The 22,567-nt window shown below is 68.3% G+C and carries 23 protein-coding genes; 14 read left to right on the forward strand and 9 right to left on the reverse strand.

Features of this window, described 5'->3' with window-relative positions:
• Positions 1 to 3 precede the first annotated feature (3 nt).
• Entirely contained in the window at positions 4 to 459 is a 456-nt protein-coding gene (locus NLI01S_RS09000; RefSeq protein WP_067602193.1) for a VOC family protein, read from the reverse strand.
• Between the two features lie 262 nt (positions 460 to 721).
• Between NLI01S_RS09000 and NLI01S_RS09005 the strand changes: the two genes are divergently transcribed.
• The 3 genes from NLI01S_RS09005 to NLI01S_RS09015 are packed head-to-tail and all read left to right on the forward strand — an operon-like array spanning position 722 to position 2,806.
• Positions 722 to 1,699, forward strand: coding sequence for an ABC transporter ATP-binding protein (locus tag NLI01S_RS09005; protein ID WP_371850604.1), 978 nt, complete (start codon positions 722 to 724; stop codon positions 1,697 to 1,699).
• On the forward strand, positions 1,696 to 2,544 hold the full coding sequence (locus NLI01S_RS09010; protein WP_067602196.1) for an ABC transporter permease: 849 nt from the start codon (positions 1,696 to 1,698) through the stop codon (positions 2,542 to 2,544). Before NLI01S_RS09005 ends, NLI01S_RS09010 begins: the two co-directional genes overlap by 4 nt.
• Positions 2,537 to 2,806, forward strand: coding sequence for a helix-turn-helix transcriptional regulator (locus tag NLI01S_RS09015; protein ID WP_067602199.1), 270 nt, complete (start codon positions 2,537 to 2,539; stop codon positions 2,804 to 2,806). The genes NLI01S_RS09010 and NLI01S_RS09015 overlap by 8 nt, the downstream gene beginning before the upstream one ends.
• Positions 2,807 to 2,846: 40 nt before the next feature.
• On the opposite strand, the gene NLI01S_RS09020 is transcribed toward NLI01S_RS09015, so the two are convergent.
• Positions 2,847 to 3,512, reverse strand: a complete 666-nt coding sequence (locus NLI01S_RS09020) for a class II aldolase/adducin family protein (RefSeq protein ID WP_067602202.1) — start codon at positions 3,510 to 3,512, stop codon at positions 2,847 to 2,849.
• Between the two features lie 299 nt (positions 3,513 to 3,811).
• Between NLI01S_RS09020 and NLI01S_RS09025 the strand changes: the two genes are divergently transcribed.
• The 8 genes from NLI01S_RS09025 to NLI01S_RS09060 all read left to right on the forward strand — a co-directional run bounded on the left by NLI01S_RS09025 (position 3,812) and on the right by NLI01S_RS09060 (position 14,058).
• Positions 3,812 to 5,347, forward strand: a complete 1,536-nt coding sequence (locus NLI01S_RS09025; protein ID WP_190318409.1) for an aldehyde dehydrogenase family protein — start codon at positions 3,812 to 3,814, stop codon at positions 5,345 to 5,347.
• Positions 5,348 to 5,537: 190 nt separating this feature from the next.
• Entirely contained in the window at positions 5,538 to 7,112 is a 1,575-nt protein-coding gene (locus NLI01S_RS09030) for a GMC family oxidoreductase (protein ID WP_067602205.1), read from the forward strand.
• Positions 7,109 to 8,275, forward strand: a complete 1,167-nt coding sequence (locus NLI01S_RS09035; protein WP_067602208.1) for a quaternary amine ABC transporter ATP-binding protein — start codon at positions 7,109 to 7,111, stop codon at positions 8,273 to 8,275. The genes NLI01S_RS09030 and NLI01S_RS09035 overlap by 4 nt, the downstream gene beginning before the upstream one ends.
• A 1-nt stretch (position 8,276) precedes the next feature.
• On the forward strand, positions 8,277 to 10,250 hold the full coding sequence (locus NLI01S_RS09040) for an ABC transporter permease (protein WP_067602210.1): 1,974 nt from the start codon (positions 8,277 to 8,279) through the stop codon (positions 10,248 to 10,250).
• On the forward strand, positions 10,243 to 11,214 hold the full coding sequence (locus NLI01S_RS09045) for a glycine betaine ABC transporter substrate-binding protein (protein WP_223809173.1): 972 nt from the start codon (positions 10,243 to 10,245) through the stop codon (positions 11,212 to 11,214). The genes NLI01S_RS09040 and NLI01S_RS09045 overlap by 8 nt, the downstream gene beginning before the upstream one ends.
• 116 nt (positions 11,215 to 11,330) lie before the next feature.
• A complete protein-coding gene (locus tag NLI01S_RS09050; RefSeq protein WP_067602213.1) occupies positions 11,331 to 11,648 on the forward strand; it encodes a hypothetical protein in 318 nt (105 codons plus the stop codon).
• Positions 11,645 to 12,046 carry a type II toxin-antitoxin system VapC family toxin gene (locus tag NLI01S_RS09055; RefSeq protein ID WP_067602216.1) on the forward strand — a complete coding sequence of 134 codons (402 nt, stop codon included), beginning with the start codon at positions 11,645 to 11,647 and terminating at the stop codon, positions 12,044 to 12,046. The genes NLI01S_RS09050 and NLI01S_RS09055 overlap by 4 nt, the downstream gene beginning before the upstream one ends.
• 116 nt (positions 12,047 to 12,162) lie before the next feature.
• Entirely contained in the window at positions 12,163 to 14,058 is a 1,896-nt protein-coding gene (locus NLI01S_RS09060; protein ID WP_067602219.1) for an endonuclease/exonuclease/phosphatase family protein, read from the forward strand.
• Between the two features lie 37 nt (positions 14,059 to 14,095).
• Here NLI01S_RS09060 and NLI01S_RS09065 read toward each other — a convergent pair whose 3' ends face one another.
• Entirely contained in the window at positions 14,096 to 14,344 is a 249-nt protein-coding gene (locus NLI01S_RS09065; RefSeq protein ID WP_067602222.1) for a hypothetical protein, read from the reverse strand.
• Between the two features lie 334 nt (positions 14,345 to 14,678).
• Here NLI01S_RS09065 and NLI01S_RS09070 point away from each other — a divergent pair, with 334 nt between their 5' ends.
• A complete protein-coding gene (locus tag NLI01S_RS09070) occupies positions 14,679 to 14,909 on the forward strand; it encodes a type II toxin-antitoxin system RelE/ParE family toxin (RefSeq protein WP_263363280.1) in 231 nt (76 codons plus the stop codon).
• On the forward strand, positions 14,909 to 15,229 hold the full coding sequence (locus tag NLI01S_RS09075; protein ID WP_067602225.1) for a helix-turn-helix domain-containing protein: 321 nt from the start codon (positions 14,909 to 14,911) through the stop codon (positions 15,227 to 15,229). The genes NLI01S_RS09070 and NLI01S_RS09075 overlap by 1 nt, the downstream gene beginning before the upstream one ends.
• Positions 15,230 to 15,289: 60 nt before the next feature.
• Here NLI01S_RS09075 and purL read toward each other — a convergent pair whose 3' ends face one another.
• The 5 genes from purL to purS form a co-directional block, all read right to left on the reverse strand.
• A complete protein-coding gene (purL, locus tag NLI01S_RS09080) occupies positions 15,290 to 17,584 on the reverse strand; it encodes a phosphoribosylformylglycinamidine synthase subunit PurL (RefSeq protein WP_067602235.1) in 2,295 nt (764 codons plus the stop codon).
• An 81-nt stretch (positions 17,585 to 17,665) separates the two neighbouring features.
• Positions 17,666 to 18,208 (reverse strand): hypothetical protein, encoded by a 543-nt coding sequence (locus NLI01S_RS09085; RefSeq protein ID WP_067602238.1) that lies wholly within the window; start codon positions 18,206 to 18,208, stop codon positions 17,666 to 17,668.
• Between the two features lie 54 nt (positions 18,209 to 18,262).
• Entirely contained in the window at positions 18,263 to 18,958 is a 696-nt protein-coding gene (purQ, locus tag NLI01S_RS09090; RefSeq protein WP_067602242.1) for a phosphoribosylformylglycinamidine synthase subunit PurQ, read from the reverse strand.
• Between the two features lie 271 nt (positions 18,959 to 19,229).
• Positions 19,230 to 19,697, reverse strand: coding sequence for an ATP-binding protein (locus tag NLI01S_RS09095; RefSeq protein ID WP_067602245.1), 468 nt, complete (start codon positions 19,695 to 19,697; stop codon positions 19,230 to 19,232).
• A gap of 177 nt (positions 19,698 to 19,874) precedes the next feature.
• Entirely contained in the window at positions 19,875 to 20,117 is a 243-nt protein-coding gene (gene purS, locus NLI01S_RS09100; RefSeq protein ID WP_067602247.1) for a phosphoribosylformylglycinamidine synthase subunit PurS, read from the reverse strand.
• Positions 20,118 to 20,395: 278 nt separating this feature from the next.
• Here purS and NLI01S_RS09105 point away from each other — a divergent pair, with 278 nt between their 5' ends.
• Positions 20,396 to 21,025 (forward strand): sigma-70 family RNA polymerase sigma factor, encoded by a 630-nt coding sequence (locus NLI01S_RS09105; protein WP_067602250.1) that lies wholly within the window; start codon positions 20,396 to 20,398, stop codon positions 21,023 to 21,025.
• 401 nt (positions 21,026 to 21,426) lie between these two features.
• On the opposite strand, the gene NLI01S_RS09110 is transcribed toward NLI01S_RS09105, so the two are convergent.
• Positions 21,427 to 22,500 carry a CPBP family intramembrane glutamic endopeptidase gene (locus NLI01S_RS09110; protein ID WP_067602252.1) on the reverse strand — a complete coding sequence of 358 codons (1,074 nt, stop codon included), beginning with the start codon at positions 22,498 to 22,500 and terminating at the stop codon, positions 21,427 to 21,429.
• Positions 22,501 to 22,567: the final 67 nt, after the last annotated feature.

Genomic DNA, 22,567 nt, shown 5'->3' on the forward strand with positions numbered 1-22,567 from the left:
CCGTCAGTCCTCGGGCAGGCTCATCTCGATCGCCGCTTCGCCCGGTTCCACCACCGGTTCCACCACCGGGATCAGCGGACGGTTGATCTCCAGCAGGTAACCGTCCGGGTCGCGGAAGTGCGACGCCCGGATACCCCACGCCGTCCAGTCGCGCGGCTCCATCACCTGACGGGCGCCATCGTTCACCAGGCGTTCCGCGGTTTCATCGACGTCGTCGACCTCGAAGATCACCGCCAGTCGGTCCTGGTGGGGGAGCTCGGGGTCGGCGGTGTCGGTCTCCAGGGCCTCCGCCATGACCTCGCGCTGGTTGATGGCCAGGCGTGTCCCCGAGGCCACGTCGAACTCGGCGTAGCGGCTGCTCTCGTCGCCCCAGAGGACGGACAGGCCGAGAACGTCGGAGTAGAAGCGGAAGCAGGCCTCGTAGTCGTTCACGAGGAGCCTGATGTAGCTGCAACGCATGGAGTCTCCTGCCGTAGCGGGGTCGGTCGTCGGCACCATTCTCACGTCTGAGCGTGACGGATCACCGAGTATCCGTATCCGGAGCCGGGGTGGCCGGATGTGGTCACTCGCTACATTCCTCCCCAGATGACCTGTGGGTTCACCTCCGGGCCATCTGTTTCCAAGAGAGATCGTCCAGGCGTGGCCCAGTAGTCCTCGTTCGATTTTATGTAGCACATGTACTATCGATTTCAGTAGAGGAGATACGAAGGAGGGGATCGCTGTGCCGAGTAAGACGGTGCCGGAACGGTCCAGGGCCGAAGCCCTGGCCACCGGAACCCCGGCCGAGGCCGTGCTGCGGGTCCGTGACCTGCGCATGAACTACGGCAGGACCGAGGTCCTGAAAGGGGTCGACCTCACCGCCCGACGGGGCGAGGTGATCGCGCTGCTCGGTCCCAACGGGGCGGGCAAGACCACCACCATCGAGATCTTGGAGGGGTTCCGCCGCCGCTCCGCCGGCGAGGTCGACGTCCTCGGCTCGGATCCGGACCACGGCGACGAGGCGTGGCGTTCACGGATCGGTGTGGTCCTTCAGTCCTGGCGTGACCACGGCGCCTGGCGAGTTCGCGACCTGCTCCACCACTTCGGCCGCTTCTACGCCCCCTACGCCACGTCCGAACGCCCACGTCCCCACGACACCGACACCCTCCTGGAACTGGTCGGCCTCACCGAGCACGCCGGAAAACGGGTCAAGACCCTCTCCGGTGGGCAACGCCGACGTCTGGACGTGGCGATCGGAGTCGTCGGCCGGCCCGAACTCCTCTTCCTCGACGAACCCACCGCCGGGTTCGATCCCAAGGCCCGTCGTGACTTCCACGACCTGGTGTTCCGGCTCGCCGACGAGGAGGACACCACGGTCCTGCTCACCACCCACGACCTCGATGAGGCGGGGAAGCTCGCCGATCGCATCCTCCTCCTGGCCGGGGGGCGGATCGTCGCCGACGGCAGTCCGGACCGGCTGTCCTCCCTGGTGGCCCAGGACAGCGAGGTCACCTGGACCGTCGACGGGCAGCGGCACCTGCACAGCACCGGGAACCCCGCCCGGTACGTGGCGGAGCTGTACGCGGAGCACGGGGACGAGGTCACCGAACTGCGGGTCACCCGGCCGTCCCTGGAGGACGTGTACATGGCCATGGTCCAGCGGTACGAGAGCGGTGACGCCGAGCGCGCCGCGGCCGAGTTCACCAAGGAGATCCGATGAACGCCGACCTCAACGCGGTTCGGGCCGGGCTCTCCCGGGGCTGGATCGAGTTCCTGCTGTCCTTCCGCAACGGCCAGGAACTCTTCGGCTACCTGTACATGCCGATCCTGTTCGTGGGTATGGCCATCACCTTCGACACCGTGGGGTTGGGAGACGGCGAGCCGGTCGGGGCGATCGTCCTCAGTGGTGGGGCTGCCTTCTTCCTGGTGATGCTGGGTGTCACGACCGTCTGTCAGGTCCTGGCGAACGAACGAGAGGACGGGACACTCCTTCGGGCCAAGGCCGTTCCCCGGGGACTGTTGGGGTACACGGTCGCCAAATCCGTGCACGTGGCGACGATGTCGCTCACGGCCATGGCCCTGATCGTCGTCCCGGGGCTGTTGTTCGTCGAAGACTTCGGCTTTCAGGGCTGGACCGACCTGGTCACCCTGCTCTGGGTCTGTGTTCTGGGGATGCTCGCGCTCGCGCCCATCGGTGCGATCCTGGGCTCGTTCATCACCAATCCGCGCGTGGGCCTCACCCTGGCGATGCTGCCCACCATCGCCATCATCATGGTCTCCGGGTTGGTGCTCCCCTTCGAGTTCATGCCCGGTTGGGTCCAGGCCCTCGGCCGGACCCTCCCCGTCTACTGGCTCGGCCTGGGCGTTCGCTCAGCGATGCTGCCCGAGGCGCACGCCGCCCTCGAACTCGCGGGCTCCTGGCAGTTGCCGCAGGTCGCCGGGGTTCTGGCAGTGTGGGCTCTGGGCGGACTCGTGGTGGCCCAGTGGGTCCTGCGTCGGATGGCACGGCGCGAGTCCGGGTCACGGGTCCAAGCGGCCCGAGAGGAAGCGATGAAACGTGCCTAGCGAGAAGACGAACGGCCGCCGCGCCAAGGCGGCGGCCAACACGGAGACGATCCACAACCGGATCGCGATGTTGCGAGCCGAACGCGGCGTCTCCCGCCGTCAGTTGGCCGAGGCCTTGGGTGTGCACTACCAGACCATCGGCTACCTGGAACGGGGCGAGTACAGCCCCAGCCTCCACCTGGCGTTGCGCATCGCGAAGTACTTCGAGGTCCCGGTGGAGGTCGTCTTCTCCACCGACCCCTTCCCCCGGATCGGTCAGTAGCGACTCTCCCGTTCCGCCCGCGGCGGAGCTCCGCCGCGAACTACAGGAAGGGGTCGGGGCCGGCCCAGCCGTAGGTGTCGCGCTGACGGACTTCCGTCAACTCCTCCTCGGACAGCACACGCGGGCGACCGATCTGGCGGGCCCGGAGGTAGGTGGCGCTCAGCCAGTCGAGCAGGCGCAGGTTCTCCAGTGCGTGCTCCAGATCGCGACCCAGCGCCACGCCACCGTGCCCCGCCAGCAGCGCGGCGTCCCGGCCCTTGAGCGCCTTGACCGCCTGGTCGGCGATGTCACCACCGCCGTAGGGCGTGTACGGGGTGACGGCGACGGCGCCGCCCAGGCCGGCGGCGCGGTGGTGGATGGGGGGCAGTTCCACATCGACGGTGGACACCGCCACCGCGTCGGCGGTGAACGCGTTGACCACGGCGGTGACGTCGCGATCGTGGTCGGCGGCCTGTCGGTGCACCGCCATGTGCAGGGTGGTCTCGGCGGCCGGATCGCGCCGACCTTCCAGCATCCGGTCGTCCAGGGACATGACCGGGCAGTCCTGGGGCTGGATCTGGTCCAGCGGTACGCCGTGCGGGGTGACGACCACCAGCTCGCCGCGTCGGACGCTGACGGTGCCCGCTTCGCCGGGGGCGATACCCGGGTGCCGGGCGATGGAGCGAGCGGTCAGACAAACGTCACGGCGTTCTTGTTCGAGCAGCATGCGTTCCTCGATGGGGTTCGCGGGCGGCGGTCGCACGGGGGACGACCCGGGCGAGCGGGACGAACCAACTTAGGTACACCTAATGTACGTCAAAATCTTGTCCTTGTATTCCCCAGAGCGGAGTGTTCCGTGCTCACGACCTCGGCCGTCGACGTAGGTCTGTGCCCAGGCCGGTGACCGAGGCCACTGACCGGGGTCCCCAACGGCACACCGGACGTTTTGCCTGTTCAGTGGGCTTATGGGACGTTGTGCGAAGTGTCCTACGAAAGAGGTCGTTTGTGACTATCAATCCCGGGCAGATGGGCTCCGTGAACCAGAGCAACGCAACCCTGCCGTCCGTGCCGTACCTGTCAGCCCCCGGGACGGCCACCGCCACCAGCCTGTACATCGACGGGGAGTGGCGCGCGGCGAAGAACGGACGGGTCCGGGAGATCCTGGACCCCGCCGACGCATCCGTTCTGACCGTCGTCAGTGAAGGTGGACGCGCCGACACCGAGGCGGCCATCGCCGCCGCCCGGCGCGCCTTCGACACCGGGGAGTGGCGCCGCACCGACGCCGCCCACCGCGGCCGCGTCCTCGACGGGATCGCCGACCTGTTGCAGCGAGACCGCGAGGAGATCGCGGTCATGGAGTCCCTCGACACCGGCAAGACCATCGAAGAGGGAGGCATGGACGTCGACGACGTCACCGACGTCTTCCGTTACTACGCCGGTCTGGCCGACAAGGACGCGGGCCGACTGGTCTCCGCGCCCGAGGGCGTGCACAGCAAGGTCGTGTACGAGCCCGTCGGTGTCTGCGGCATGATCACGCCGTGGAACTACCCGCTGCTCCAGCTCGCCTGGAAGATGGCCCCCGCCATCGCGGCCGGGAACACCATGGTGATCAAGCCCAGCGAGGTCACCCCGGTCACCACCGCCAAGCTGGTGGAGCTGTCCACCGAGGCCGGCATCCCCTCGGGCGTGGTCAACCTGGTCCTGGGCAGCGGCCCCGAGGCCGGTGCGCCCCTGTCCGAGCACCCCGACGTCGACCTGATCTCCTTCACCGGCGGACTGGTCACCGGGCGCCGGATCATGGCGGCGGCCGCCGAGACCGTCAAGAAGACCGCCCTGGAGTTGGGCGGCAAGAACCCGAACATCATCTTCCCCGACGTCGACCTGGACACCGCCGTCGACTACGCGCTCAACGCCGCTTTCTTCCACTCCGGACAGGTGTGTTCGGCGGGTGCGCGCCTGATCGTGCACGACGACATCCACGACGCCTTCACCACCGAACTCGCCCGCCGCGCCGAGGCCATCCGCATCGGTCGCGGTCAGGACGAGGGCGTGCGCTGTGGTCCACTGGTCTCCGCCGAGCACCGCGCCAAGGTCGAGAAGGCCGTGGCCCGGGGTGTGGAGGAGGGCGCCCGGATCATCGCCGGCGGCAAGCGCCCCGACGACGCCGCACTACGTGACGGCTACTTCTACCGCCCCACCGTGTTCGTGGACTGCGACCGCACCATGGACATCGTGCAGACCGAGGTGTTCGGCCCGGTCGTGACCGTCGAACGCTTCGAGACCGAAGAACAGGCGATCGAACTCGGCAACGACACCGACTACGGACTCTCCGGCGGTGTGTGGACCGACGACACCGCCAGAGGCGAGCGCGTGGCCTCCGCCCTGCGCCACGGCACCGTGTGGATCAACGACTACGGTCCCTACTTCCCCGGAGCGGAATGGGGCGGCTTCGGCCGCAGCGGGATCGGCCGTGAGCTGGGCCTGGCCGGACTCGACGAGTACCGCGAGGCCAAGCACGTCTACCGCAACCTGGCCCCCGAACCGCAGCGCTGGTTCGGCTGACAGACATCGGCCCCGGTGACGGCGACGCCCGGGGCCAACGGCCACCCGTCGGCGCGGAACCGTCCGCCGCGTCGACGGGTGTCCCCTCGACGATCGAAGAACGTCAGAAGAACAACCGAAGACATCACCTTCGCAACACAGGTCGGTTTCCCCGGGACCCCCGTGAGAGACCAACGAGAGGAATCGGTCCGTGTCCGATCAGGAACACACCTACGACTACGTCATCGTCGGCGGTGGAACAGCGGGTTCGGTGATCGCCAATCGCCTCACCGAGGACCCCGACACCACCGTCTGCCTCATCGAGGGCGGCCCCGACGACCGGGACCTGGAGCACGTGCTCCGGCTCCGTGACTGGCTGAGCGTCCTCGACGGCGAACTCGACTACGGCTACCGGACCACGGAGCAGCCCAACGGCAACTCCCACATCCTGCACTCGCGCGCCCGCGTACTGGGCGGCTGCTCCTCCCACAACACGCTGATCAGCTTCCGGCCGTTCGCCGAAGACCTCGACGAATGGGTCGCCGCCGGCGCCGAGGGCTGGGACAACGCCACCGTCCAGTCCTACGCCGACCGGATCAAGTGCAACATCGTCCCCATCGCCGAGAAGGACCGCAACGCCATGGTCAAGGACTGGGTGTCCTCGGCCTCGGAGGCGGCGGGAGTCCCGGTCATCGAGGACTTCAACGCCCTCACCTCGCACGGTGGCGGCTTCGCCGACGGCACCGGCTTCCTGTCCATCGCCTACGACCCCTACACCGGCTACCGGTCCTCCGCCTCGGTCGCGTACCTGCACCCCATCATGGACGTGCGCCAGAACCTGACCGTGCTGCTGGAGACCTGGGTCGACAAGGTCCTGTTCGACGGCGACCGCGCCACCGGCGTGAGCGCGACGACCTCCGGCGGCGAACGGATCACCGTCCAAGCCCGCCACGAGGTCGTCCTCGCGGCCGGAGCCGTCGACAGCCCCCGTCTGCTGATGCTGTCCGGTGTCGGTCACGCCCAAGACCTGGAATCGGTGGGGATCACGCCCCACCACGACCTGGCCGGGGTGGGAGCGAACCTCCAGGACCACCCCGAGTCGATCATCATGTGGGAGACCAACGAGCGGGTCCCCGAGAACACCGTGATGGACTCCGACGCGGCCCTGTTCGTGCGCCGCGACGAGAGCGACCCGCGCCCCGACCTGATGTTCCACATCTACCAGATCCCCTTCGACGACAACACGAAGCGGCTGGGCTACGACTCACCGGAGGACGGGTACGCGGTCTGCATGACCCCCAACATCCCGCGATCCCGGTCCCGTGGTCGGCTCTACCTCACTTCCGCCGACCCCAAGGTCCAGCCGGCCCTGGACTTCCGCTACTTCACCGACCCCGACGGCTACGACGAGCGGACCATCGTCGACGGGCTGAAGATCGCCCGCGAGGTCGCCGCCACCGAACCGTTCAAGTCCTGGATCAAGCGTGAGGTCGCCCCCGGGCCGAAGATCCAGAGCGATGAGGAACTGTCCGAGTACGGACGTCGTGCCGCCCACACCGTCTACCACCCGGCGGGAACCTGCCGGATGGGCGCGGCCGACGACGACGGAGCGGTCGTCGACCCTCGCCTGCGCGTCCGTGGGCTCAAGGGGCTGCGCGTCGCCGACGCCTCGGTCTTCCCGACCCTGCCCACCCCCAACCCGATGGTCATGGTCCTGGCCCTGGGTGAGCGCGCCGCCGACCTGATCCGTCAGGACCGGTCCGCTGAGAAGGGGGAGAGCCGATGAGCACCCAGGCCACCGAATCTGCTCCGGACCTCGACGCCACAGACGTGACCTTCTCGGTCCGCAACCTGTGGAAGATCTTCGGCAAGAACGCAGACAAGGTCATCGGTACCGACCTGGAACGCGCCGACCGCGACCGCGTCAAGGAGGAGACCGGCTGCACCGTCGCGGTGCGCGACGTCTCCTTCGACGTGCGTCCGGGCGAGATCTTCGTGGTGATGGGCCTGTCCGGGTCCGGTAAGTCCACGCTCATCCGGTGCCTGACCCGGCTGATCGAACCCACGTCCGGTTCGGTGCGACTGGACGGTGAGGACATCGAGCAGGCGAGCGACCAGCGCCTGCGCGAACTGCGCCGGCACAAGATGGCGATGGTCTTCCAGCACTTCGGACTCCTGCCCAACCGTCGGATCATCGACAACGTCGCCTACGGTCTCGAAGTGCGCGGGATGGCGCGTGAGGAACGTTACGCGCGCGCCCGCGAGATGATCGACATGGTCGGACTGTCCGGGTACGAGAACGCGCGCCCCGGCGAACTCTCCGGCGGCATGCAACAGCGTGTGGGTCTGGCCCGCGCCCTCGCCGTCGACCCGCAGGTCCTGCTGTTCGACGAGCCGTTCAGCGCACTGGACCCGCTGATCCGTCGCGACATGCAGAACGAGGTCGTCCGGCTGCAACGCGAGCTGAACAAGACCTCGGTGTTCATCACCCACGACCTCCAGGAGGCGCTCAAGCTGGGCGACCGCATCGCCATCATGCGCGACGGCGAACTCGTCCAGGTCGGTACCCCGGAAGAGGTCGTGGGTCGCCCCGCCAACGCCTACGTCGCCGACTTCACCTCCGACGTCGCGCGCACCACCGTGCTCACCGCCCGCTGGCTGGTACGCGACGCGTTCCCGGGGGAACGCACCGACGGGCCGACCACCGCGCCCGGCACCGTCCTGGCCCAGGTCCTGCCGATGCTCGCCGCCAGTACCGCTCCGGTCCGGGTCGTGGAGGGCGACACCCTCCTCGGTTACGTGGGCCGCGACGACGTGCTGCGCGCCATCGCCGAGGACCAGTTGAACGACGTGGACCAGGTGGCCGCGATCGTGGAGGAGACGGTCGAGGAGATCCCCGAGGGGGCCGTCGACCACGGCGACGTCACGTCGCCCGGGGACGGTGCGTGACATGGCCACGGTGACCGAACCGGCCGGTGACACGGCGACCGGCCCGTCGGGTTCCAAGGACACGGGCTCAAGGGGCGCCGGGGGGTGGCTGCGCGGCAGTACCGTGCAGGCCCTGCTGGTGGTCGTGGTGCTCGTCGCCGGCTACTGGGCGGCCCGCCTGATGGGCGACCCGTCCTGGGCGGGCGGTTTCCCGACGGCGATCGGCGACCGCTTCATGGCGTGGCTCGACGGGATCTACGCCTGGGTCGTGGAGAACCGCAACGACAGCCCGCTGTTCCTCTACTTCTTCAACTACGTCTCGGTGGGACTGGGATCGGCGGTCGTGCTGATCAACCAGTTCCTGGACTTCCTCACCTGGTCGGGCGTGACCGCGCTCGGTCTGTTCGTCTCCTGGCGGTTCGCCGGGTGGCGGGTGGCGCTGCTGGTGCTGGCCACCTTCGCGGTGTTCGCGCTGACGGGCCTGTGGAACGAGTCGATGACGACGCTGTCGCTCATCGTCACGGCGGTCTTCATCGCCCTGCTGTTCGGCGTTCCGCTCGGCATCCTCGCCGGACGCAGCGAGGCGTTCTACCGTGGTCTGCGACCGCTGCTGGACTTCATGCAGATCATGCCGGCGTTCGCCTACCTGCTGCCGTTCGTGCTGCTGTTCGGCATCGGCAACCCGGCGGCGGCCGTCGTCACCGCCGTGTACGCGCTTCCACCGGTCGCGCGGATCACGGCGCTGGCCATCCGTGAGGTCCCCAAGGGTGCGATCGAGGCGACGACGTCGCTGGGTTCCACGCCCTGGCAGATCCTCACCAAGGTGCAGCTGCCGTTGGCCAAGCGCACCATCCTGCTGGGCGTGAACCAGACCATCATGCTCGCGGTCTCCATGGTCGTGATCGCGTCGGTGATCGGCGCCGGTGGTCTGGGCGACGCCATCTACCAGGCCCTGTCCAAGGTCAACGTCGGGCAGGCGTTCCAGGCCGGTGTGGCGATCGTGATGTTGGCGATCGCGATGGATCGGGTCACGGGCGCGGTCGGCCACGGCACGCACGTCCCGCACATCCCCGAGCGGTACCGGCTGCCGGTCTCGGCGATCGGTCTCGCCGCGATCATCACGGCCGCCGCGACCGGTCGACTCTTCGGACTCGGCGGATGGCCGCGCGACATGGCGGTCGACATCGCGGACCCGGTCAACGCCGTCTACGAGTGGATCCAGTCGGAGATCGGCGACTTCACGGCGGTATTGGGAACGTGGTTGTTGAACGGGGTGCTGAGCCCGCTCAGTGCCCTGCTCACCGGGTCACCCTGGTGGTTGGTGGTCCTCGCCGCCGCCGCGCTGGGTTGGATCTTCGCGGGTGGACGCACCGCCCTCGTGTCCGCGGCGGCCTTCGTCGCCATCGGTCTGCTGGGTGTGTGGGACAACGCCATGGACACCCTGTCCCAGGTGCTGGTGGCTTCCGCGGTCACCATCGCGCTGGGCGTGGTCCTCGGCGTGCTGATGTCGCGCAACGACGTCTTCGCCGCGATCCTGCGGCCGATCCTGGACGCCATGCAGACCCTGCCGCCGTTCGTGTACCTGATCCCGGCGGTCGCACTGTTCACCATCGGTCGGGTTCCGGCCCTGGCGGCGGCGGTCATCTTCGCCCTGCCTCCGGTGATCCGGCTGGTCAACGACGGAATCCGCGGGGTGCCCGCGAGCACCATCGAGGCGGCCGCGTCGCAGGGTTCCACCAAGTGGCAGCTGCTCACCAAGGTGGAGCTTCCGATGGCGCGCGGCTCGCTGCTGCTGGCCGTCAACCAGGGCATCATCCTCGTGTTGTCCATGGTGGTCATGGGCGCTCTGGTGGGTGCCGGTTCGCTCGGCTTCGACGTGGTCTTCGGGCTCTCCCAGAACATGCTCGGACTGGGTCTGGCCTCAGGTCTGGCCATCGTCTGCCTGGGACTGTTCCTGGATCGGGTCACGCAGGGAAGGAGGGCACACCGTGCCTAGGTTGCTGAGAAGGGACACCCTGCTCCGGTTGGCCGCGGTGGGGCTGGCGTTGGTGATGGTGAGCTCCTGCGCGGTGCGAACCGACCAGATCGCCAGGGACCCCAACACGGTGCGCGTCGCCGTCAACGGGTGGGTCGGCTACGAGGCCAGCGCCGTGGTGTTGGAGCACATCCTCAAGGAGGAGATGGGCTACCAGGTACAGCTGGTCCGGCTGGAGGAGCAGCCCTCGTGGCAGGCCCTTGACCAGGGGGTCCTGGACGTGATCCTGGAGAACTGGGGACACGAGGACCTGTACGAGCTCTACGGCCCCGAGGGCAACGACACCGTCGTGGACGGTGGGTCTACCGGCAACGACGGTGTGATCGGTTGGTACATGCCCGCCTACGTGGCGGAGGAGTATCCCGAGATCACCACGCTGGAGGGGATCAAGGAGCACGCCGAGATCTTCCGGACCGCCGAGACCGGTGACAAGGGCGAGTTCCTGGGTGGTTCGCCCGGCTTCGCCACCCAGGACCAGGGGATGATCAACGCCTTCGACCTCGACATCGAGATCGTCTACGCCGGTTCCGAGGCGTCCCAGGTCACCGAGGTGCGGCGCCGGTACGCCAACGAAGAACCGGTCCTGTTCTACTTCAACGAACCGCAGTGGCTGCAACAGGAACTGGACCTGGTCAAGGTCGACTTCCCGGACCACTACGACGGTTGCGACGCCGACCTGGAGTTCGTGGACTGCGACTACCCGCTCTACGACCTGAACAAGATCTTCCGCAAGGGCTTCGTCGAGGACGGGGGCGACGCCTACCGGTTCCTGGACGACTGGCACTGGACCAACGCCGACCAGAACGAGGTCGCGGCGATGATCGCCGACGAGGGGCTGGATCCGTCGGAGGCCGCGGAGATCTGGGTGGAGGAGAACCCGGACGTGTGGCGTGAGTGGCTCCCCGAGGGCTACGAGACGCGCTGACCACACGCGACCGAGCACACCAGAGGAGAGGGGGCGGGGACCGATCGGTCCCCGCCCCCTCCTTTTGTTCCGCGAAAGGTACTACCAAGGTGCTACTTTTCGTCTACCGTGGAGGCATGTCCGCTGAGAAGCTTTCCGTGTCCCTTGAGGCCGAGACCGTCGAACGTGCCCGCCGTGCGGCCGAGCGCGAGGGCATCCCCCTGTCCAGGTGGCTGAACAAGGCCGCGGTCAGAGAAGCGGATCTCGCCGAGGCACAGGCGGCCTTGGAGGCGCACTTCGCCGAACACGGCGAACCCTCACCTGAGGAAAGGGCCGAGGCGAGGGCCGAGCTGGAGGCTTCTGGTGTCGGCGGACCCATCCCGTTGGATGAGGTCGAGGCCGGCGAGGAAGCCTTGGCGCATTTGGACCGTGTGAGCGAGGTGGCCGAGGAATGACGGTACTGCGTCCCCGAGGCCTGATCCTCGATGCGGGAGCTCTCCTCCAAGCGGAGGCCAAGCCCAAGGGAAGTGTATGGACCTACTGTCTCCAAGAGGTCGGGGCCGGGCGTCGACCACTTCTGCCGGCCATCGTTCTGGCGCAGGTATGGCGTGAAGGGGCTCGCCAAGCGGTCATGGCCCGCTTGGTGAAGGTCTGCGAGGTAGTGCCCTTCGACGAAGTCGCGGCCAAGCGCGTCGGCGCCCTACTCGGTGCGTCGGCGACCAGTGATGTGGTGGACGCGATGGTGGTGTTGACCGCCATCAGGACGCGGTTCACAGTGGTCACCTCCGACCCGGGGGACATCTCCGAGATCGCTGCCTCCGTCAACTATCGGGTCCCCCTGATCACGGTCTGACACAGGGTGCCGAGGGCGGGGCCGATCGGTCCCGCCCTCGGTCGTGGTCACTTGCTCCGTGGGGTGGTAGAGGTGAGAACCCCTCATGTCCTCGCCCTCCCACGGAGTGGATCCGCATGCGCCAGGGACGACTGGTCACGATGCTCGGCACGGTCCTGCTGCTGGACGTGCTCCGGATCTTCCTGCCCTCGCTGATCACGCTCTTCGGACAGGCCGGCGTCACCGGACCCGCGCTCATGGGCGCGTTCGCCCTCGTCTGGTTCCTGGCGCCCTTCCCGTTCGTGTACCTGGCCCGATGGGTGCCGTCCCTGGCACTGGCGCTGTCCTCGGGCGGGCTGCTCGCGGTCGGTCGGGTGGTGCTCCAGGCCACCGAGGGTGGTGGACCGCAGCTGTACCTGGCCTCGTCCCTGGTGGGCCTGGGCGTGGTGGGTCTGGTGTGCACCGTGATGGCGACGGTGACCGACGGTCGGGTGAGCGCGCTCGGGGTGATGACCGGAGTCGTCGCCGGGGTGGCGGCGTCGACCGCGCTGCACACGGTGCTCGACACCGTGGACCCGCTGTGGCGGGACGGCGCGTTCGTCTGGATCGGGGTCGTACTCCTGGCGACGGCCTACGTCGGCGCCTCGATTCGCGCCTGGCGGGCCACCTCGGTCCCACCGATGCCGACCCCGCCCCGGAGTTGGCTCGCCCTGGGGCCGCTGCTCTTCCTGTCCGGTCTGTACACCGCGAACCCGGCGGTGGCCGAGACGATCGGTGGGACCCCCTACGCGGCGTCCGCCCTCGCGGTGGTGGCCGTGGCCTCCATCGCCGTGGCCGCCCACCCGAGATGGGTCTCCCCGAACCCCTACGTACCCCTGGCGGTACTGCTCGCGGTCCTGGCCACCCTGGCGCTGGCCGCACACCTGCCCGGCGACGCGCCGGGGGCACCGCCGGTGTGGACCCTGATCGCCCCGCTGCTCGGGCAACTCGCCCTGGCGGCCTGCGCGGGGTGGGCCGCCACGGACACCGTCACGGCGGCCTCACCGACCCGCACCGGTGTCCTCGCCACCCTGGGGCTGCTCGGCTTCGTGGTGCTGGTGTTCGCCTTCTACGCCGCCTACGACCTGCACGTGCCCAACACCTACGTGCCGTTCGCCGCCCTGCTCATGCTCGTCGTGGCGGTCCTGCCCCGCATGGGACGCGCGGTGCCGCCACCACCCGAACACGTGCTCCCGGCGACCGCCGTCGCGGCCGCGCTCACCCTCGTCGTCACGATCGCCGCGCCCCTGGCCCGACCGGAGACCGACACCCCCGAACCCTCCATCGACGGTCTACGCGTGGCCGCCTACAACGTGCGCATGGGCTTCGGGATGGACGGACGCTTCTCCGTCGCCGAACAGGCGGACACCCTGCGCGAACTCGACGCCGACGTGATCGCGCTGAGCGAGGTGGACCGCGGTTGGCTGCTCAACGGCGGCCACGACGGGTTGTCCCTGCTCGCCGAGGACCTGGGCATGACCGCCTACTGGGGCCCGGCCGACGGCCCGTTCTGGGGCGACGCGGTGCTCACGAACCTTCCGGTCTCCTCGGTGCGCGGCCACGTTCTGCCCGAGAGCGGCCCCACCGGCGCACAGGCCTTGGAGGTCACCGTCGACCACGACGGAACCGAGGTCACCGTGCTCTCCACGCACCTGCAACCCGAGGACTACGACCTGGGGAATCGCACCGCCCGGGAACAGCTGGACGGGCTCTTCGACATCGCGGATACCGCCCACGAACGAGGGACACCGGTGGTGGTCACGGGCGACCTCAACTTCGAACCCGAGGAACTGCCACTGGGGGAGGTCCTGCACGACGCCTTCGCCGACGTGCGCCCGTTCCCCACCATGGCCGCCGACACCCGCTCCGACCAGCAGATCGACCACATCCTCGTCACCGAGGAGCTGACGGCGAGCGATCCGGCCAACCCGGACGTGCCCCACTCCGACCACCGACCCGTCGCCGTCACCCTCACCCACCGGCCGGAAGGATGAGAACGACCCCGGGGCGGATGCCCCGGGGTCGGGGCCGTCAGTGGCCCGGACGTTCGTAGTGCAGGCGCCTGCTCACCCAGTAGACGTTGACGCAGGCGGCGACGAATCCGGCGCCCAGGAGCACCACCAACCAGGTCTCGTCGGTCCAGAGCATGGCGGCGCCCGTTCCCAGCAGCAACACCAGAGCCCCGAACACGGCCAGGATCAGCCGAAAACCCAGGGCACTGGCCGGGCGGTCGTGACTCCCGAGAGCGCCCCTCAGCCTTCCGCGTCTGGCGCGTTCCATGTGCGTCCACCTCCTCCCCACAGTCCTACCCCAGCGGCCCGAGACCTTAGCCCCGGGGGCGGCGACGGAGGGAGGCCAGAACCACCGCGCTCCAGGAACGAGAGCGAGAGTTTTCGGAGAATCCAAGCAGAAGCGGCCGGGCACTTTAGGATTTTCTTAAGTCGAGTTGGTCTTGGGAGTAGGGAGCCGCGGAGCGTGTGGGAGATCCTGATGACCTCTGAGGTGGCAGGTTTCCTGGAAACGCTCTACGAGACCGAATAGAAAGAGCCACACCCTGGTGAACCAGGCGATCCTTGTGTTGGAGCGTAACGGCCCCGCAGAGGGGCGACCGTTGGTGGACACAGTGGTCGGTTCGGTGATGGACAACCTGAAGGAGCTTCGGCCCGGGTCGGCCACGGGGAGTGAGGTGCGCGTCCTGTTCGCTTTTGATCCTTGGCGCTCGGCGATCCTCTTGGTCGCAGGGGACAAGTCCGGTCGTTGGAAGAGTGGGTACCGGGACGCGGTTCCTGAGGCGGAGCGTCTTTACCGGGACCATCTACAGGAACGTGAAGGGGAAGGGGCCTGATGAGCGGGTACCAGAGCTGGCGAGGGAGCGGGCACCTGGAACGGGCGGTAGCCGATGCCGGCGGTCCCGAGGAATTCGAGACCGGTGTGGGACGTCTCCGTGACCGGGCGCAGGCGTGGCGCCTGATGGAGATGCGTAAGCACCGAGGACTGGACCAGGCTCAGGTGGCGGAGCGGATGGGGATCTCCGTCGCCCGAATCTCCCAGATCGAGTCCGGGGACGTCTCCACCCGTGACGTACTCGACCGCTACGTCTCGGCGCTCGGTGGCACGTTGATGATCATCGCGGACTTCGGCGATGAGCAGCTGAAGGTCGGCTGAGGCTCCGGGAACGGCAAAAGGGGGCGTCCACCGGGACGCCCCCTCGATCAGGTCGAAGTGCTACACGCCGTTCATCACGGCGGGAATGGCCGCCTCGTAGGAGGTGCGCAGGTCCGTCAGGGCGATCTCGACGACGCCGCCCGGGTGCGTCACCGTGAGGCTGTCACCGCCTACCGTGCCGATCTGGGTGACCGGGACGCCGTGTTCGCCGGCCAAGGCCACGAACTCCTCCTCTTGGCCGGGCTCGACCGCGACGATCGCGCGGGCGCCCGACTCGCTGAACAGCTCCGTGAAGGCGTCACCGTCCAGTTCCACGCGCAGGCCCTTGCCGCCGCGCAGCGCCGACTCGGCCAGTGCCACGCCCAGGCCGCCGTCGGACAGGTCGTGCGCGGCCGCCGCCAGACCACGCTCGGCCGCGGTGGCCAGGACCTCGCCCAGGGCGGCCTCGGCTGCCAGGTCCACCTTCGGGGGCAGGCCGCCCAGGTGTTCGTGGATCACGTCGGCCCAGGCCGAACCGCTGAACTCGGGACGGGTCTCGCCCAGCAGGAACACCCGCGAGCCCTCGGAGTCGAAGCCCGAGCGCAGGCGACGGTTCACGTCGTCGATCACGCCGAGCACGCCGATGACCGGGGTCGGGTTGATCGGCACGTCGCCGGTCTGGTTGTAGAAGCTGACGTTGCCGCCGGTCACCGGGGTGCCCAGCTGCTGACAGGCGTCGGCCAGGCCACGGGTGCTCTCGGCGAACTGCCACATCACCCCGGGGTCCTCGGGTGAACCGAAGTTGAGGCAGTTGGTGACCGCGAGCGGTCGCGCGCCGGTGACCGAGACGTTGCGGTACGCCTCGGCGTAGGCCAGCCGGGTGCCCGCGTACGGGTCCAACCGGGTGAACCGGCCGTGGCCGTCGGTGGCCAGGGCCACCCCGCGGTCGGAGTCGTCGGAGATCCGGATCATCCCGGAGTCGTGCGGGGTCGACACCACCGTGTCGCCGCGCACGTAGCTGTCGTACTGCTGGGTGATCCAGGTGGGATCGCCCACGCCGGGGGAGCCCAACACCCGCAGGAGCTGTTCGCGCAGCTCCGGGTCACCCTGCGGGCGCGGCAGCTTCGCGGCGTCGTCGGCCTGTAGCGCGTCCTGGGACTCCGGGCGCGCGTACGGGCGCCGGTAGACGGGGCCCTCGTCGGAGGCGGTCCGCGGCGGCATGTCCACGATGGTCTCGCCGTGCCAGGTCATGACCAGGCGACCGCCGCGCTCGGCCTCCTCGGGGGTCACGTCGGTGACCTCGCCGATCTCGTCGGCGAGGACGCCCCACTTGTCGCAGATCGCGAGGAAGTCGGCCATCTTGGCCGGCTCGACGATCGCCATCATGCGTTCCTGCGACTCGCTCATGAGGATCTCCTCAGGGGTGAGCCGGTGGTCGCGCAGCGGGACCTTGTCGAGTTGGACGTTCATGCCACCGGTGCCACCCGCCGCCAGTTCGGTGGTGGCGCAGGAGATCCCGGCCGCGCCGAGGTCCTGGATGCCGACCACCATGTCCTTGGCGTACAGCTCCAGGCTGCACTCGATGAGCAGCTTCTCCATGAACGGGTCGCCGACCTGGACACTGGGCCGCTTGGTGTGCGACTCCTCGTCGAAGTTGGCGCTGGCCAGTACGGAGGCGCCGCCGATGCCGTCCGGGCCGGTGCTGGAACCGAACAGCACCACCTTGTTGCCCGGGCCCGGAGCCTGCGCCAGCTTGATGTCCTCGTGCCGCATCACACCCACGCACAGGGCGTTGACCAGCGGGTTTCCGAGGTAGCCGGCTCCGAAGCCGATCTCGCCGCCGATGTTGGGCAGGCCGAGGCAGTTGCCGTAGAAGGAGATGCCGGAGACCACCCCGGGAAGCACCCGCTTGGTGTCGTCCGCCTCCAGCGGCCCGAAACGCAGCGCGTCCATCACGGCGACGGGACGGGCGCCCATGGTGAGGATGTCGCGGACGATGCCGCCCACGCCGGTGGCCGCGCCCTGGTGGGGTTCGACGAAGGACGGGCTGTTGTGCGACTCGATCTTGAAGGTGACGGCTCGTCCGTCACCGACGTCCACCACACCCGCGTTCTCGCCCATGCCCACGAGCAGGGCGTCGTTGTCGGGAGCCTTCTCCCCGAACTGGCTCAGGTGCACCTTGGAGGACTTGTAGGAGCAGTGCTCGCTCCACATCACTGAGTAGATCGCCAGCTCGGAGGCGGTGGGGCGGCGGTCCAGGATCTCGCGGACCCGCTCGTACTCGTCCTTGGCCATACCCAGTTCGGCGTACGGCTGAGGGATGTGGGGGGTGTCGTTCGCCGCGATGACGGTGTCGAGGCCGGGTACTTCAGACATGCGGTTGTTCCGTTCGGGTGTCGCGGAGTTGCGCGGATGGTTCAGGCCGAGCCTTGGCAGTGTCCGCCGCCCGGCACCGGATCAGTAGGCGGGCATGCCCGCGTTGCCCAGCATGATGACCGGGACGGAGTCGCCCGGGGAGGAGGAGTCGGCCACCAGGGTGTCGCCGTCGGTGAGGACGGATTCGGTGAGCTCGACGTCGTCGGGGGAGTCGGCCTCGGGCGGCAGCTCCTGCTCCCAACCGTTGGCGAGCAGGTGCTCGTACACCGTCCCGACCGCCTCGTCGGTGTCCATGTCGAGCGCCTCGCCCTCCTCACCGGCGACGAGGATCAGTCGGAAGCAGATGCTTCCGTTGCAATGGGCCTCGTCCTGGTCCACGTAGGTGAACCCGGAGGGTGGGCTGCCCAGGGCGTCGACGTCGGGTGGTGGCTCCTGCTGTTGCCCGTCCGGCGTCCCTTGTTGCCCCTGGCCCTGCCCCTGTTCGCCCTGGCCCTGTTGTCCTTGGGCCACGGGGGCGGCGTTGAACGACTGGAACAGGCCGATGGCCCCGGAGATCACCAGGCCGACCACGACCAGCCCCACCAGTACGAACATGGTCTTCCGGGAGCGCAGCAGCGCCATCATCGCGAGGATCGTCCCCCTGTCGGGTGTAGGGGCCGGCGGAACGGCCCGAGTGGATCAGACCTGCGCCGGGGTACCGGACGCCAGGTGGCTCAGGATCGAGGTGAAGAAGCCCAAACCCTCGGTGGAGGGGCCGGTGAGGGCCTCCACTGCGTGTTCGGGGTGCGGCATGAGGCCGACCACGTTGCCGTGCTCGTTGGCGACGCCGGCGATGTCGCGACGCGAACCGTTGGGGTTGGCGCCCACGTAGCGGGCGATGACCCGGCCCTCGGCCTCCAACCGGTCGAGGGTGGCCTCGTCGGCGACGTAGCCGCCCTCACCGCTCTTGAGGACGACGAGGATCTCCTGACCCTCGTCGTAGGCGTTGGTCCAGGCGGTGCTCGTGTTCTCCATCCGCAGGACCTGGTCGCGGTTGACGAACCGCAGTGAGGAGTTGCGGGTGAGCGCGCCGGGCAGCAGGTGGCTCTCGCACAGGATCTGGAAGCCGTTGCAGATGCCCAGGACCGGAAGGGCGCCCGAACGCGCCGCCGGGACCAGCTCGGACATCAGCGGGGCGAAGCGGGCGATGGCACCGCAGCGCAGGTAGTCGCCGTAGGAGAAGCCGCCGGGCAGAACGACGGCGTCGACCCCCTTGAGGTCGGCGTCGGCGTGCCACAACGGGACGGGTTCGGCGCCGGCCAGGGACACGGCGCGAGCGGCGTCCTTGTCGTCAAGGGAGCCGGGGAAGGTGACAACGCCCACACGGGCTGTCATGAGCACACTCCGAGATCGTGGTTCGACGGGGAGAAGTTCGGTGCCCGACCCCGCCACGAGGACGGTGGGTCCGCTACCCCCGCAGCGTACCCGCTCACCTGTGCTCGGGTACGACGGTCACCCCGTTGGAGGAGGCTCCGACTGTGTGATCCTCTGAAGGAAACCCCGTCTGAAGGGGTCGTGGGTGTGCGACCGGACAGTCCTCGTGGTGTGTGTCACGTCCCGCCTTTTCCGTCTTGACGCTTCTTGCTACCAGGGGAGGGCCCGGCTGTTAGAGCAGGGCGAAGCGGGCGTGTGGGTTCTCTCCCGCGTGCTCCGGGTCGCACGACGTGGCCCGTTTGCGCAGGATGACGGTGGTACGGGGCTCCCCACGGAAGTCGACCTCGTCCATGAGGTACCGCATCAACGAGATGCCCCTGCCCGATTCCGTTTCCAGACCCGGGAGGGGCGTGTGCGGTGAGGTGAACCTGTCGGCGAGCGCCGCCATGTCCGGTGCCCTGCCGCTATGGGAGACCCGCATCTCGTACCAGCCGGGGGCGAACTCGGTCTCCACCTCGTAACCGGCGTTCGGCCCGCCGTGCTCGATGGCGTTGGCACAGGCCTCCGAGACGGACAGCAAGATGTCGTCGACGCATTCCTGGCACAGTCCCGACCTGCTGAGAAGTGCGCCGAGCATGTCGCGGACTATGGCGACGGTGTACGTCCTTCGTGGGAGGGAGATCGAGAATACGGTGTCCATCCGTGAACCCCTCGTGCTCCGTGTCGTTGGCTACCCGGCGTCAGGAACCCTTCCCGAGGTCGCTCCGGGTAAAACGAACAGCCGCGCCCTCGGGGGGCACGGCTGAACAAGTCGGACCAAGTCGGACACTTCCGGCGCGTGGGTCCGGGGTGTGCGGCGCGGAGTGTGCGGGGAGGGTCAGGCGGGACGGACCTCGAAGTCCTCGATGACGGTGTTGGCGAGCAGGGTCTCGGCCAGGCGACGGACGTCGGCGAGCTTGGCCTCGTCCACCTCGCCCTCGACCTCGACCTCGAAGCGCTTGCCCTGGCGGACCTGGTCGATCCCCTCGAAACCGAGGCGGGAGCAGGCCCCGGCGATCGCCTGACCCTGGGGGTCCAGGATCTCGGGCTTGAGCATGACGTCAACCACGACGCGGGCCACAGGTCCTCCACAGGAAAACGGGAAAAAGGGGTATGCCATCGGTCCACCGTGCGAAGGGCGCGGGACGCACCTGGTGGCGACGCCAGCGTATGACACCCGGTGGTGAACACCGGCCTCGGCCAGGCGCCACGCCGGCTGTTTACCGCATGCTTACCGGTACCGGATACGGATTCGGTGGGTTCGTGACCCGTATCACGTGGATTGATGTCATCATTGGGAAGGTGATGCTGCGTCTAACAGAGTGGAAGTGATCGTTCCGGTCGTCCCGAGGGGGAATCTTGACGACTCTCGAAAAAGAACACGTCTCCACGAACGGTGAGGGGAAGGAAGAGACTCTCGACTTCGCCACCGAGGTCACACCGTTCGCAGACCAGCTCTACCCGACGGCCCTGCGCATGACGCGCAATCCGGCCGACGCCGAAGACCTCGTTCAGGAAACGTTCGCCAAGGCCTTCGCCAATTTCCACCAGTTCCGGGTCGGCACCAACCTGAGGGCCTGGCTTTACCGGATTTTGACCAATACCTTCATCAACAGCTACCGCAAGAAGCAGCGGGAGCCCCGCCAGGAGACCACCGACGAGATCAAGGACTGGCAGCTCGCCGCCGCCGAGACCCACACCTCGTCGGGCATGCGGTCGGCCGAGACCGAGGTCCTCGACCGTCTCCCGGACTCCGACATCAAGCAGGCGCTGGCTCGACTCCCTGAGGAGTTCCAGGAGGTCATCTACCTCGTGGACATCGAGGGCTACGCCTACAAGGAGGTCGCCGCGCGCATGGGAACACCCCTGGGCACGGTGATGTCGCGACTGCACCGCGCACGTCGCCAGCTCCGCGAGATGCTCGCCGACTACGGTCGTGAGCGCGGCATGAAGGTGTCCACGCCCAAGGCGCGAGCGGCCACCGAATAACGGTGATGGGAAGGCCCCTGAACGGGGCCGTGCGCGGCCCGGAATTCCCATGGGCCAGAGCGTCCCCGCCCCGTGTCGGCGGTGGTGTGGGGACGACGGAGTTCTCTCCGATCGGGTGGCCTCGCGCACACCTGGAGTGAATCGACGTAACGCGAGGTAAGACGCCCGAAGAAGTGGCGCAGGTCGCGACACCGCTCTCCCCGAAAGCCGGGAAATGAGCGTTTTCGCGCACTCGTGAAACCGCGTTCCGGACGAATTCGCCGACGCCCCCCACCGATTTATCACAGGAACCACACCGATGGTGACTCGCGGTCGGCATCGGTTCCGAACCCCTGCCCGGAAGCCGGAAACGGCGTTGCCCGGACCCCCGGCCGGGCTCGGAACGCCCTTCGACTCCGGTCTCAGTCCCGGTCCTCCATCGCGGTGACCGGTTCCGGACGCGCCGCGACGCCGGGTGTGAGCGGTGGTCCGGTCCGTCGTGACCGCATCCACACCACGGCCGTGATCACGGCGAGCAGCACGCAGGGCACGAGCATTACCGGTGACCCGGAGCCCGTCGACCGGTCCATGCCCTCGGTGAAGTCGGTGTGCGTGACGAGGGTGAGCAGGAAGGCGATCGTGTTGTTGACCGCGTGGATGACCACCGCGAGCTCCAACCCACCGGTGCGCCAGGTGATCAGGGCGAGGGTGGCGCCGAACGTGAAGTAGTAGAGGTTCAACCACGGGTCGAACGCGAAGTGCGCCACCATGAACAGCAGGCTGGAGACGACCACGCCGAGCAGGAGCGCCGTACGCGGTCCGCGCCCCCAGCTCGCGGCGACCCGGAAGGCCAGACCGCGGAAGCCGTACTCCTCACCGGCCGACTGCAACGGTGTCACCAGGATGACGATGCCGAGCATGAGGACGAGGTCGACGGTCGTCCACGAGGTCGTCGGGTAGGGCGTGAACACCGAGAAGGCGGTCAGGTAGACCGTCCAGATCGGCAGGATCACCAGCAGGGAACGGCCGAAGACATCGGGTCGAAAACGCGACAGGATCGAGTGCAGCGAGGCACCCTTCACCCCGTAGAGCCAGCGCTGGATCAGCATGCTCCACGGCAGGAGAACGGCCAGCCCGAGCATGCCCGTGGCGTGGGTCGCGGGGGTGAAGTCGGTGCCGCCGGTCATGATGCTGTCACGGCCGATCGCCACGTCGATGGCCACGCCCAAGAACACGAACGCGAAGGAGAAGAAGAGCAGTCCGCCCATGAGCAGCGTGAGCGCGGCGATGCCCCGCCAGATCCCGCGCTTGTCGCGGGCCAGGACCCGGTGGTAGGGGACTCCCGGCGGAACCGGCCGCGGACCGCGCCGCCGCTTGGTCGGTGCCGGCGGGGTGGGTGGTGCGGACACGCTCCCGGCGGCGGGGACGTCCGTGTGCGGGGAAGGTGCGCGGGATGCCGGTGGGGTGGATTCGGGGTGTTCGTCGTCGCGGTTCATACCTTGAACCTAAGTCCGCGGGGTGCTCACCCGGCAGTCCCCGGAATCACCGGTTCCGACTGCGATC

It is taken from the genome of Nocardiopsis listeri NBRC 13360, from assembly GCF_001570765.1.
Taxonomy (GTDB): Bacteria; Actinomycetota; Actinomycetes; order Streptosporangiales; family Streptosporangiaceae; genus Nocardiopsis; species Nocardiopsis listeri.